The 13,258-nt window shown below is 60.5% G+C and carries 12 protein-coding genes; all 12 read right to left on the bottom strand.

The window, feature by feature from the left end; genetic code table 11:
• Positions 1–243: 243 nt before the first annotated feature.
• On the bottom strand, positions 244–1,362 hold the full coding sequence (locus AC1DV6_RS08175; RefSeq protein ID WP_477976912.1) for a polyamine ABC transporter substrate-binding protein: 1,119 nt from the start codon (positions 1,360–1,362) through the stop codon (positions 244–246).
• Between the two features lie 53 nt (positions 1,363–1,415).
• Positions 1,416–2,441 (bottom strand): lipopolysaccharide heptosyltransferase II, encoded by a 1,026-nt coding sequence (gene waaF, locus AC1DV6_RS08170; protein ID WP_477976910.1) that lies wholly within the window; start codon positions 2,439–2,441, stop codon positions 1,416–1,418.
• Positions 2,413–2,622, bottom strand: coding sequence for a zinc-finger domain-containing protein (locus AC1DV6_RS08165; protein ID WP_477976908.1), 210 nt, complete (start codon positions 2,620–2,622; stop codon positions 2,413–2,415). The genes waaF and AC1DV6_RS08165 overlap by 29 nt, the downstream gene beginning before the upstream one ends.
• Positions 2,623–2,664: 42 nt before the next feature.
• On the bottom strand, positions 2,665–3,615 hold the full coding sequence (locus AC1DV6_RS08160) for a branched-chain amino acid transaminase (protein WP_477976906.1): 951 nt from the start codon (positions 3,613–3,615) through the stop codon (positions 2,665–2,667).
• 33 nt (positions 3,616–3,648) lie between these two features.
• Positions 3,649–4,074 (bottom strand): glycerate kinase, encoded by a 426-nt coding sequence (locus tag AC1DV6_RS08155; protein WP_477976904.1) that lies wholly within the window; start codon positions 4,072–4,074, stop codon positions 3,649–3,651.
• Positions 4,071–5,465: a wax ester/triacylglycerol synthase domain-containing protein gene (locus tag AC1DV6_RS08150; RefSeq protein ID WP_477976902.1), complete on the bottom strand. Its 1,395-nt coding sequence runs from the start codon at positions 5,463–5,465 to the stop codon at positions 4,071–4,073. The genes AC1DV6_RS08155 and AC1DV6_RS08150 overlap by 4 nt, the downstream gene beginning before the upstream one ends.
• Positions 5,466–5,572: 107 nt before the next feature.
• A complete protein-coding gene (locus AC1DV6_RS08145; protein ID WP_477976900.1) occupies positions 5,573–7,162 on the bottom strand; it encodes a methyl-accepting chemotaxis protein in 1,590 nt (529 codons plus the stop codon).
• An 80-nt stretch (positions 7,163–7,242) separates the two neighbouring features.
• Entirely contained in the window at positions 7,243–8,610 is a 1,368-nt protein-coding gene (radA, locus tag AC1DV6_RS08140) for a DNA repair protein RadA (protein WP_477976898.1), read from the bottom strand.
• Positions 8,611–8,743: 133 nt separating this feature from the next.
• Positions 8,744–9,511, bottom strand: a complete 768-nt coding sequence (locus AC1DV6_RS08135) for a LytR/AlgR family response regulator transcription factor (RefSeq protein WP_477976897.1) — start codon at positions 9,509–9,511, stop codon at positions 8,744–8,746.
• A gap of 1 nt (position 9,512) precedes the next feature.
• Positions 9,513–10,757, bottom strand: a complete 1,245-nt coding sequence (locus tag AC1DV6_RS08130; RefSeq protein WP_477976895.1) for a sensor histidine kinase — start codon at positions 10,755–10,757, stop codon at positions 9,513–9,515.
• A gap of 136 nt (positions 10,758–10,893) precedes the next feature.
• Positions 10,894–12,141 (bottom strand): HD-GYP domain-containing protein, encoded by a 1,248-nt coding sequence (locus tag AC1DV6_RS08125; protein ID WP_477976893.1) that lies wholly within the window; start codon positions 12,139–12,141, stop codon positions 10,894–10,896.
• Complete coding sequence (gene alr / locus AC1DV6_RS08120; RefSeq protein WP_477976891.1) at positions 12,099–13,193, bottom strand: alanine racemase; 1,095 nt, start codon at positions 13,191–13,193, stop codon at positions 12,099–12,101. The genes AC1DV6_RS08125 and alr overlap by 43 nt, the downstream gene beginning before the upstream one ends.
• Positions 13,194–13,258: the final 65 nt, after the last annotated feature.

Genomic DNA, 13,258 nt, shown 5'->3' with positions numbered 1-13,258 from the left:
GATTGGTGTATTTGAGATGACTCGTTGCTGGCTGCGCAGCAGCCAGACGGTGCCGCACTACTCACTTGGAGGCAGCCCCAACCGCAGGTTTATGCCGCAGTGCGCTACATGCGGTGGCAACGTACCGCACTTAATTCCGTGGTCGGCGCGCGAGAACAAGATCGGCTGTTGAAGGCTCCCCTCGCCGACGGGGCGAGGGGCTGGGGGAGTGGGTGTTAAAACGCCCCAACCACTAGCGCAGGACTACCGACCCGTTTTGAAATTGGTAAACGTCTTGGTCTGAACCTTGCGAATGTTCTGAGGCAAAGCATCTGGCGCCACCATGGTCTTCATGGCCGCCGCGTCCAGAAAGATCGACTTGTTCTGGGCCACTTCCTTCTTGACGAACTTCAACGAAGCCGCGTTCGGGTTCGCGTAGAACACCTTGTTGGTCAAGGACGCATGTACGTCAGGACGCAGGATGTAGTTGATGAATAGGTGGGCGTTCTCTACGTTCTTGGCGTCCTTGGGAATCGCCATCGAATCAAAGAACAGCGTGGCGCCAGTCTTGGGCACCAGCGCCTCGATGACCACCGGCTTCTTGGACTTAGCTGCGGCAGCGCGGTCCTTGGCAATATTGATGTCGCCGGAGAAGCCCATGACAAGACAGGTCGAGCCAGCCGCCATTTCCTCGATGTAGCCGGATGACGAAAAACGGGTCACGTAGGGCCGGATGGCCTTCAGCACTTTGGCAGCGGCTTCATAGTCGGCAGCGTCCTTGCTGTAGGGGCTCTTGCCCGCGTATAAGAGCGCAGCAGGTACGACTTCAGATGCAGAGTCCAGCACGCTCACGCCGCAGCTCTTGAGCTTGCTCACGTACTTCACATCAAACAACAGATCCCAGGCGTTGTCGGGCATGGGCAAGTCGCCCAATGCGGCCTTGACCTTGTCCTTGTTGATACCGACGGTCACATAACCCCACATCCAGTCCACCAGGTACTGGTTGCCCGGGTCGACCTTGGCAATCTGCTCCAGGATGCCCTTGTCGAGGTTGCCCCAGTTGGTCAACTTAGTCCTGTCCAGCTTTTGCAGCAGGCCACCTTCGATCTGTGTCTTGGCGAAATGCGCACCGGGCACCACGATGTCGTAGCCGGTCTTGCCAGCCACCAGCTTGGCGTGCAGGATTTCGTTGTTGTCGTAGTTGTCGTAGCGGACCTTGATGCCTGTCTCTTTTTCGAAGTTCTTGATCGTGTCGTCAGCGATGTAGTCCGACCAGTTGTAGATGTTCAGCACCTTGTCCGGATCGGCCGCATGCGCAAGCGAGGCAGCGAACAGGGCGCCGATCAGCAATGTGGACTTGAGGGTTTTGAAACGATGGGACATGGCGAGTGGATCCTCTTCGGTAAGCAAAAAAGAAAGGGCGTGTGTGCGGGATTCTATGCAGGATCGACAGCCGACAAAAGGCGCAAAACGTCCTGTGGCGCAATATCGACCAGGCAGCGGGTATGGCCTAACGGGCACTCCCGCTGGAAGCAGGGCGCACAGTCCAGCGGCGGCTGGTAGCCGGGGTCGTTTTTCAGCCAAACCACGCGGGCCTGCGGGTTCAAGGGCGGCGTGTGCAGCGGGCTGGAAGAGCCAAATAATGCCACTTGCGGCACGCTTAGCGCGGCGGCCACATGCATCAGGCCCGAGTCATTGCTGACCATCGCAACCGCCCCGGCAATCAGCGCAAGTGCCTCATCCAGGGTGGTTTTGCCCGCCATGTTTTGGGCCTTGCCTTGCGCGCCCGCCATGATCTCATCACACAGCGCAGCCTCTTTGCCGCTACCCAGCAGCAGCGTGGTCTGCGGCATCGATGCAGCCAGCGCGGAGAAATGGCGCGCCGGCCAGCGCTTGGCGCTGCCGTATTCCGCGCCTGGCGCCATCACCAGATAAGCGCCTTTTTGCAACTGCAAATCCGCCAACACCGAATCCACGCGCGCCTGCGAGATGGTCAGGCGCGGGACATCGTCTTGCACACCGGCTTCGCCGCTAAGGGCTGAATAGAAAGCCACCATTGGCGGGCGCTCCCCGGAGGGGTTGGGCAGCCGCCGGTTCAGCAGGCCCCAACGGGATTCACCGTGGTAGCCAATGCGCATCGGGATGTTCGCCCACCAGGGCAGTAATGCGCTCTTCAGGGAGTTGGGGCAGACATACGCCACATCGAAACGACCACGCAACTGCGCGGCCATATCGCGCCGCGCTCGCCATTGCAGGCCCCCATGTGCAAAGGGAAGTTCAATGACCTCATCGACCTCTGGCATCGCCCGGTACACCGGCGCTACCCAGGGAAGCGCGCCCACCGTGATGCGCTCACCGCGCGCGTGCAGTCGCCGCATCAGCGGCTCGGTCATCACCGCGTCGCCAATCCATTGCGGCGCGATGACCAAAGAGTTAATGGTGCGAGTCGAAATGCTCGCCATCCTTCAACTTGTAAATCGTGCCGCAGTAAGGGCACTTGGCCTCGCCAGCGCGACCGACATCGAGGTACACCTTGGGATGGGTGTTCCAGGTTTTCATGTCTGCCAGCGGGCTGGGGCAAAACACACCGCCCTGGGCGTTCAGGTCTTTGGCAAGCAGTTCAACAGTGGAAGAGGTAGTCATGCACTTGTCCGTTTGATTCGTTGGAAATATGAGTTCGCGGACTCAGACCTTGGTCAGCCAGTGCGCGTATTTGGGGTTGCGGCCGTTGACGATGTCAAAGAACGCCGTCTGGATTTTTTCGGTAATAGGCCCGCGCGAACCAACGTAATCATCTTTGCCGAGTTCAATGCGGTCGAGTTCGCGGATGGGCGTCACTTCTGCCGCAGTGCCGGTGAAAAAGGCCTCGTCGCAGATATACACCTCGTCGCGGGTAATGCGCTTTTGCACCAGCTCCAGCCCCAGGTCCTTGCAGATGTGCATCACGGTATTGCGGGTAATGCCATTGAGCGCACCCGCCGACAGGTCGGGCGTGTAGACCACGCCGTCCTTGACGACGAACAGGTTCTCGCCAGCGCCCTCGGACACAAAGCCATTGGCGTCCAGCAACATGGCTTCGTCGTAGCCGTCGTCGGTGGCTTCCATGTTGGCAAGAATGGAGTTGGTGTAGTTGCTGACCGCCTTGGCTTGCGTCATCGTGATGTTGACGTGGTGGCGGGTGTAGCTGGAAATCTTCACGCGGATGCCGCGCTTCATGCCTTCTTCGCCGAGATACGCGCCCCAGGGCCAGGCCGCAACCATCAGATGGATGGTGTTGCCCTTGGGAGAAACGCCGAGCTTGCGATCGCCAATCCAGGTCAGCGGGCGCAGGTAACCGGATTCGAGCTTGTTCTCGCGGATCACGGCCTTCTGGGCTTCGTTGACCTGTTCCTTGGTGAAGGGAATGGTCATGCGCAGAATCTTGGCGCTGTTGAACAGGCGGTCGGTGTGCTCTTCGAGGCGGAAGATCGCCGTGCCATTGACACCCTTGTAGGCACGCACGCCTTCGAATGCGCCGCAGCCGTAATGCAGCGTATGGGTCAGGACATGGATCTTGGCGTCGCGCCAGTCCACCATCTGGCCATCCATCCAGATTTTTCCGTCACGGTCAGACATGGAGGGGGGGATGGCGCTCATGGGGGGTCCTATATTCGGTGCAAAACCCTGATTTTACGGGCCGTCTGCGGGTTCAGGCCGAACAAGTGCCCAGCTGCGCAACTTGCCCTGAAAAAACTCGCAGGTCACATGCGACCCGCCCCCATCGGTCCAGCGAAATATCTCTGGCTGGACGTCTTTCTCGCTTTGCTGCGCACCCAGTGCGCGGGTCAATGCCACCACGTGCAGCATGGTGTGCCCAGCTTGCAGCCGCGCGTTCAGCATCACGGCACTGTCTACGTGACCCATAGGGCGCTTCGCAGCGCGCTGCAACACTTGCATAGTCCGCGTGAAGTGCAGCAACAGCCACATGACCAGCCCGGTTACGACGGCTGCAACACCCAACCAGCCATAGGCGCGGTACGCGGCAGCCACCAGAAGAATCCCGCCCAGCGGATAGAAGACGCGCTGAATCACAGCCCCAAATTTCGGTTTGATCACACCAGCCCCAACGATTTTTCCAGCTCGGTCATGGCTTCCAGCACGTACTGACCCAGGCGCTCCAGTTGCGGCAATTCATCGGTCGCGATCAGCCCGAAGTAGAGGTTGCCTGCATAGCTAAACAGCGTGATGTTGAGCAGATTGCTGGGCGGCAAGGTGCTGATCGGGTGCATCTCTTCCATGCGCGCACCCTTGACGTACAAATGCTCTTTCGGCCCGGGCACGTTGGAGACCAGTGTGTTGCCCATAGGCGGCAAGGAGTTGCTGAGTTTGAGCATTTCGGCAATCTGCGCAATCAACCCGGTGATGATGGTGTACGACTCAATCGCCTCCGGCACCACGCTGTCAATCATGGTGCGCACATTGCGCAGCGAGTAACCGATATTGCGTAGTCGCACATACGGGTCATCGGTCGGTGGTGATAGCTCGACCTGGATGATGCCGATTTTGTTGCCTGCGGTTTTCTCGCCCTCCTGGCGCAAGTTGACCGGCATCTGGATCGTGATCGGGCGCTTCAAATCGACGCCCTGGTCGCGTAAATACTGGCGCAATGCGCCGTCCAGACAGGTCAGCGCGACGTGGTTGAGCGTGGAGCGGGTTTGGGTACGGATACTGTTGATCCGCTGCATATCCACACCCACCGCGGTGAACTGTCGTCCCGCAGTGACTTGCCCGGTCAGCGGGGTCTTTGCGCTAGACACAAAGGGCAAAGCAATCGCATTTTTGGTCAGGCGTACGCTCTCCAGCGCCAGCATGGCCGCCAGGCGGCCAATGCCCAGCACGCGCATGCTGTTGCCACCCACTTGCTTCCACAGCGATTGCATCAGCTCCTGGCTAGCGCGTTTGCGCTTGGCGCCATGCCCGCTATGTTTGAGGGTCCAGACCGGAGTCAGCGCCATGTCGTCGGGCGACGCGGACAGGCTTTCTGCATTCCAGCGCGTCATCGTGACGCCATCGGCATATGCATGGTGCATCTTCTGGTACAACGCAAAGCGCCCCGCGCCTTCGTCGCTGGAGAGGCCGTCAATCACATGCACCTCCCACAACGGGCGGCTGCGGTCCAGCATAGGCGTATGCAACGCCGACACAAAGTCATACAAAGCCTGGCGGTCGTTCTTTCCCTTGGGAAGCCGGTGGTAGAACACATGCTGCGCCAGATCCACCGACTGGCTGTCCTGCCAATGCGGCATGGCACTGAGCGAGAAGTGGATGCTGCGGTTGAACGGTGGCTTGACGTCGGTGAAGCCCAGGTACTCGTGGTACAGATCCTTGGCAAAACTCGCCGTGGACCCAGCAGGGCGTTTGCATATCTGCAAGCCGGCCACATGCTTGGGGCTAGCCGCACTCTCGGCGATGAAGAAGCCCAAGTCCAACAGGGATAGTTTGCTCATGCGGCCTCAAAAGGATAGGGATGAAAACTCACCATCCCATTGTGCGGCGCCACGGTCGCGCCAACTACATGGAAAACACGTAGTCCGAGAAAGTTTCTCCGTCGGTGTTAACGCCCGATCAGAAGACCGGCGCGTCGCCCGTTTGCGGCCGCACCATCCAGTTTGAATGCAGACACCACTTCAGCCAGGCGGTGCGCCTGGTCTTTCATGCTGCTGGCGGCGGCGGCGGATTGCTCCACCAGCGCTGCGTTTTGCTGGGTCATCTGGTCCAACTCGTTGACGGCGGTGTTGACCTGCGCAATGCCTTGGGCCTGTTCAGAGGTTGCAGCGGTGATCTCGCCCATGATGTCGGTCACGCGTTGCACGGATGTGACGATCTCGTTCATCGTTTCGCCCGCTTGGGCGACCAGTGCTGTTCCACCCTGTACTTTTTCCACACTGGTGTTGATGAGCAGCTTGATTTCCTTGGCGGCCTCTGCGGAGCGTCCTGCCAGAGAACGCACTTCGGATGCAACCACCGCAAAGCCACGGCCCTGCTCGCCTGCGCGCGCCGCCTCCACTGCCGCATTCAGTGCCAGGATATTGGTCTGGAATGCGATGCCATCGATCACGCTGATGATGTCGGAGATCTTGCGTGAACTGATGTTGATCTCTTCCATCGTGGAGACCACCTGGCTGACCACACTGCCGCCGCGTTGTGCCACTTGTGCGGCAGAACCCGCGAGTTGATTAGCCTGGCGGGCAGAGTCGGCCGACTGCTTGACGGTAGCCGTCAGCTCCTCCATGCTGGAGGCGGTCTTTTCCAAGTTCGATGCGGTCTGCTCGGTCCGGTTGGCAAGATCCTGATTGCCAGTGGCAATTTCTTCACTGGCGGTGGTAATGCTCTCGGTCCCATGGCGTACATCGGATACCAGATGGGTCAGCTGCTCCTGCATATGGGCAATGGCGCGCATCATTTCACCAAACTCATCGCCGCGGCGCACGTCGACCTTCACGCTCAAGTCGCCACCCGCAATGGTTTCAGCCACTGTGATCGCGTCGCGCAGCGGCTCGCGGATCAGCTTGATCAAAAACCAGCAACCCGTCACCAGGATGAGGATCAGCAAGCCCACCATGCCGCGGGCAAACCAGGTGGACTCCTGGCGCTGGGCGGCAAAGACTTCCTTGACGGCATCAAATTCCTTGACCTGCAGCGCAGCGAACTCATTGAGGCTGGCCACATACTTGGCCGACGCTGGCAGGAACACGGCGTTGGCCTCGGTAACGGCGGCTGCCTGATCCCCACCTTTCTTCATTTCACGCGCCTTGGCGAGCGAGCCAAGTACCACCTTGCGCTCTTCGGCAATGCGTTCGAACAGTTTGCGCGACTCCGCAGACAGCTCCATCCCCTCAATGCGTTTCTGCACCTCCGAGATTTCCGCAATCGAGGACGGCACCACCTCCTTGTACAGCGCATCCACGGCCGGGTCGCTGCTGATCAAGCCCGCGGTGACACGAACCACATTGGTCTGGGTCATGCCCGCCCAGCGCGTGATATCGCCAACCTTGTTGATCTGTGCAGCTGAAATCTTGTCCTGCGCGGCGATCAGCGTTGCACTGCGGCCGGTTGCGACCATCAACGTGATCAGCAACAACACGATCACCACGACCATCGCCGCCCATAGCTTGGTGCTTACCGTCAATCGATTCAAGTCCATAGGTTCCTACCGTTAATTGAATGGTCATCTTACCCACGCCCCGGGCATGCAGCAACGCCGAACAACGGTAGAAAACCCAACTATCCCAAGCCGCGCACAATCTCCATCGCCTGCTCGACCCGTTCCACCGCGTGAATGGTCAAACCCTCTATTGGCTTTTTGGGCGCGTTTGCCTTGGGCACGATGGCCACGCTGAAGCCCAGCTTGGCCGCTTCTTTCAAACGCTCCTGACCACGCGGCGCCGGGCGCACTTCACCTGCCAGCCCCACTTCGCCGAATGCAATGAAGCCTTTGGGCAGTGGCTTGCCACGCAGGCTGGAGGTGATGGCCAGCATGACCGCCAGATCGGCCGCTGGTTCGCTGATGCGCACACCGCCCACGGCGTTGACAAACACATCCTGGTCCATGCAGGCCACGCCGGCATGGCGGTGCAAAACCGCCAAAAGCATCGCCAAACGGTCCTTGTCCAGCCCCACACTCAATCGTCGCGGTGATGGGCCGCCGCTGTCCACCAGCGCCTGGATCTCCACCAACATGGGCCGCGTACCTTCCAGCGTCACCATCACGCAACTGCCGGGCACCGGCTCCGCATGCTGGCTCAGAAATATCGCGCTTGGGTTGCTGACACCTTTCAGCCCCTTCTCGGTCATCGCAAACACGCCGATCTCATTGACCGCGCCAAAGCGATTTTTGATCGCGCGCACCAGACGGAACTGGCTGTGCGTGTCGCCTTCGAAATACAGCACCGTGTCCACCATGTGCTCCAGCACGCGCGGCCCAGCCAGCGCTCCCTCCTTGGTGACATGACCGACCAGCACGATGCAGACGCCGCTGGCTTTGGCAGCGCGCGTCAGATGCGCCGCGCATTCGCGCACTTGCGCGACCGAGCCCGGCGCAGAGGTGAGCTGGTCGGAGTACACCGTTTGGATGGAGTCGATCACCGCGACATCGGGTTGATTGGCATCCAGCGTGGCGAGGATTTTTTCAAGCTGGATTTCGGCGAGTACTTTCACCTGGCTGTGGTCCAGCCCCAAGCGGCGCGAGCGCAGCGCCACTTGGGCGCCACTCTCTTCGCCGGTCACGTACAGCGTGTTTTTGCCCGCGCGCTGCAAAGAATCCAGCGCTTGCAGCAGCAATGTGGATTTACCGATGCCGGGGTCGCCACCGATCAGGACCACACCGCCTTCAACAATGCCGCCACCCAATACACGGTCCAGCTCTTCATGGCCAGTGGGCGTGCGGTCTACATCGCTGGCTTCAATGTCCGATAACACGGCGACTTCAGCGGTCTTGGCCAGCGAGGCAAAGCGGTTTTTGACTGCGGACTCGGCTTGGGCTACCGATTCGATCAGTGTGTTCCAGGCATTGCAGTGCGGGCACTTGCCCAGCCACTTGGGGCTGGTGCCGCCACATTCATTGCAGGTGTAGATCGTTTTGTCTTTGGCCATGCGCCAATAATACTGTACAAAAGCACAGCCAGCAATGCGGCCCTCGGCCCAGTCGGATGGCGAATTTTGGAGGTAAATTGGCCTCCAGGGCGCATAGGGAAGGCGTGAGCAGCTATCAAAAACAGAGCATCGTCTACATCCCGCGAAACAGGTACATGAAGGGCTGGCTCACCGCCAGGGTCTCTGCGCGTTGCTTGAGCTTAAGCACGCCACGCCCGGCGTCATCGCGGGTCAGGGACTTCACCGCCCGGATGTTGACGATGGTGCCGCGGTGGATTTGCCAGAACATCTCGGAATCCAACCCGGCCGTCAGTTCCTTGATGGGTTTGCGGATGAGCGCCTCGCCCTCTGCCGTCATCACCACGCAGTACTTGTTGTCTGCCTGGATATAGAGAATGTCCTCCACCAGGATCATGCGGGACTCGTTGCCACTGCTGGCCACGATCCAGCGGATCGGCGCCGTCTTGGGCTCTGCAGGCTGCGCACGCAGAGCCTGCGCCAATGCCGCCAGTGCGTCTGCGTTCAACGACGGGCTGGTGGAACGGACCTGCAGGCGGTCAATGGTTTGCTGCAGCCGTTCAGCGGTCACGGGCTTCAGCAGGTAGTCCACCGCGCCGCGCTCGAAGGCTTCGATCGCATGCTGTTCAAAGGCAGTGACAAACACGATCTGCGTCGTGCTGCCCTGCGCGGCCAAGGCCGCTGCCACGTCCAGGCCGGTCAGACCCGGCATGCGGATGTCGAGAAAGGCGATGTCGGGCTTGCGTTCGCAGATTTCCTCCAGCGCCTCGGCGCCGTCGTCCACACTGGCAATGATCTGCAATTCCGGCCAGGCCTGCGCCAGGCGCGCTTGCAGTTCGGTGCGCAAAATATCTTCGTCTTCGGCAATGATGGCGGTCGTCATTTCAGGTTGTCTGTGGGTGGTTCAGTGGAAATTTCATCGTCGCCGTGATGCCGGCGGGGTAATTCGTAGCCAATACCAGCGATGCGCGGGTGCCGTACAGCAGATGGAGCCGGTCGCGCACATTCTTCAGGCCCAGGCCCGTACCGGTGGACTCCGCTTGCAATCCCCGGCCATCGTCGGCCACAGAAATTCGAACCGCGTCGCCCTCTTGTTCGGCGCGAATCCAGAGGGTTCCGCCGCCGGATTTGGGTTCCAGGCCATGCTTGATGGCATTTTCCACCAGCGTTTGCAACAGCAGCGATGGCAGCGGCACGCTGCGCAGTGCATCCGGCACGTCCACTACGATTTTCAATCGCTCGCCCATACGGATTCTGAGAATATCCAGGTAAGCCTGCGAACGCTCCACCTCGACGCCCAGCGTGGACTGCTCGGCGTTGACGCCCGGCAGCGAACTGCGCAGGAACGCAATCAGATGCCCCAACATCAGGTCGGCGCGCGCCGGGTCGCTGCGGGTCAACAATTGCGCGCTGGCCAGCGTGTTGTAGAGAAAGTGCGGCTCGACCTGGGCCTGTAAGAGGTGCAACTGGGTCTGGGCCAGTTGCCGTTCGAGGATGGCGCGCTCTGCAGATTGGCGGTCGCTGCGGCGGCGCTCAGCAATGCGGGCTTCCAGCAGTGTGGTGATGGTGATTGCGCTATCAAGGTTGCGGCCGTTGTCGACCATCCACCAGTCACGCCAGGCACTGGCGGAGGGTTCAAACCGCAGCGTCGCCCGGCAGACACCGTCGCCCGGCTCCAGGTCCGCGTACACCAGGTTGCTCTTGGTGCCACTGAAGCCCATCATGGAATAGCGGTCGAAGTTTTTCAGGTGTGCCGTCAGGCGGTAGCGTTTGCTCTCAACATCTATGGACGCAAACTGGCGCAGGTCGCGCAATACAGATTCGACCATGTCCAAAGCCTCTTGCGCAGAACACGGGAACTCGAGCACGCGTGTATGCCGGTTCGCCAGGGTCTCGGCGTCGGTATACCCGGCCAGTGCCTGGACGAGCGATATGTGGTTGATCAGTACGGCCACCACGATGGCAGTACCAGCGGTCGCTACGGCCCACCCCACTTGGGCAAGGCGCGCGTTATAGCCAGTGATCGCCCAGACAACCAATCCACAGCACACCAGGGCGAGCGACCAGGCCGCCATATAGCGGGCCCCAAACTGGATGGTTTCTGAATAGCTGGTTTTGGAGGTGTTCATACCGTGCGCGTCTTGTAAATAGTTGGAATGGCGCTCACTGTAGGTTGGCAGGCTGGGGCACGCCAGGGCCTTGAGACAAAGGCGGGTGCAAGCGGCGTGAAGCCCGGCCCATCCGGCGCGAAACTGGCACCTGGCCTCAGCGCGGAATCCGCTCTCTGGCCTGGCGCACCTTCTCAACATTGACGGCCACGCGAACTTTTTCAAAATTCACCGCCGACGCGATTTCCCATTCGGGCTGCGACGTGTCTTTGCAGACGTACTTGGTGATGGGCAAGCCGTTTTTGTCCAGAATGCCCATGACCCACGGCGTGTTCGCGCGCGCGCCGCGTTTCACCGAAACCGCCGTTTCACCATTGGTTAGCAACACATAGCTTCCCGGCGGATAAAACCCCACGGCTTGTGCCATCGCCGAGCCCACGCCGACCACTTCACCTTGCGCGCCCAACACCATCGACTTGACCGCCTTCACCGGCGATTGCGAAGCGCGCGTCTTGCGCGAGGCCATGCGGGCAATGAATTCGTCGGCGAGCTTGAGCAGTCGCCGGCTGGGCAGGTTGTTGGGTAGCGCCTCCGGCGCGTCCGGCGCGTGGTGCCAGCGCACGATGTCCAGGGCGTCCGAGTCGTCCACGCCGAAGCCCCGGAGGATTTCCATACTGATCTGCGGATGGGCGACGATCAATGCGCGTTGCGCGTCATCCGGCGCATGGTTCTGACGCGCCAGGTAGTCCTGATCGCGTGCCATGCCGATGTTCATCGTCAGGGCCGCACTGAGCAGCGACTGGCGTTGCGCGGGGGCGATGCCCAGCTTGGGCGCCGAGAGTTCGCAGACCACGGCGCACAACAATGCGTTGGTGGCGCAGTAGCCCAATGCGTTGTCTGCCAGCGCCTGGAACAGGCAAAACAGACTGTCGTCCGGGTCTTCCTGCAGCAATTGCCTGAATTTTTTCTCGATACCGACCAGCCGGGGCATCGGGTTGATCGCCAGCCCGCCCTGGTACAAGATGCCACGCAAGACTTCCTGCAGATCCAGCCAGCCGCCGCTGAGCTGCAGGCCCACCACGTAGTCGCGCTCCAGAATAACGCTGGGCATGGGTGCATTGGCGATGGTTTGCAAGTCGCTGCCGTCGCGCAGCATCTGGTGCACCATGCGTTCATAGGCGCGTTGCCAGGCTTGGCCTTCTACCGTGGTGGAACAGGCTTCGTGGGCGTGCAGCTTGTCGCGGTGTTGCTCGGACACAATGGGCTGGCCCTTGCGCAGCAACAACTGGCCAGCGCCACTCCAGACATCTACTGGCAATGGCTTGCCAACTTCGAGCAGCGCAATCGGTATCGGGATGTAGTTCAATCGGCCACCACCACGGGAACCCGTTGCGCCAGACCGCACATCAATTCATAACTCACCGTCGAAGCATGGCTGGCGACTTCGTCAATCGCCAGTACCTCCCCATTGGCAGCGCGGCCCCACAACGTGACTTCGCTGCCGGCTGCTGCTGATGGCACGGGCGTCAGGTCCACCGTCAACATGTCCATGCTGACGCGCCCCACCGTACGGGTGCGCACACCGTCCACCAGCACGGGCGTGCCAGTGGGGCAAATACGGGGGTAACCATCGGCATAGCCACAGGCTACCACGCCAATCCGCATCTCTTGCGGCGCTATAAAATTCGAACCATATCCGACGCTAGCGCCCGCAGGTATTGCGTAAGCAGCTATGATTTTTGCAGCAAGTGTCATCGTCGGCTGCAGATCCCAGTGGGCGGCCGTGTGCTGCGGGTAGTCTGGCGCGCTGCCGTACGTGGCAATGCCGGGGCGCACCCAATCCGATGCGGCGACACTGGCCGGGTGGCGCAGCATCGCGGCGCTGTTGGACAGCGAACGCTCACCGGGCAGGCCTTCGGTGTGTTGCGCGAAAGCCGCCATCTGCGCGTCAATCCCTTTTGCGCTGTCAGCATCGCTGAAGTGCGTCATCAGCGAAATTTCTTCGACCTGCTGCAGCGCATTGAGGCGCGTCCAGGCCGAACGGTATTGCTCGGGGGTAAAGCCCAGACGGTTCATACCGGAATTCATTTTCAGAAACACACGGTGTCCGGTGTGCGTTTTGTGGGCCGCGAGCATGTCGATCTGCGCCTCGCAATGCACGGTGTGCCACAGGTCCAGACGGGAGCACAGCTCCAGATCACGCAACTCGAAAGCACCTTCCAGCAACAGGATGGGACCACGCCAGCCCAGGGCCCGCACACGCTGGGCCTCCTCTAGATCCAGCAGCGCAAAACCGTCGGCACTGCGCAAGCCTTCAAACGCACGCTCGATGCCGTGACCGTACGCATTGGCCTTGACGACTGCCCAGACGCGGGCGTCCGGCGCGGTGCGTCTGGCAACTCCCAGGTTGTGGTGCAGCGCTTGCGTATGGATGGTGGCTTGTATGGGACGGGGCATGGTGGATATTTTGACATTGCATGGCGTGCTATAACCGCAACACGTTTGGAGACACACCACAATTC

The organism is Rhodoferax sp. P2_H8_2 (assembly GCF_056403235.1).
Note: the sequence above shows the minus strand (reverse complement) of the source record. Positions and strands in the feature narration are given on the sequence as shown.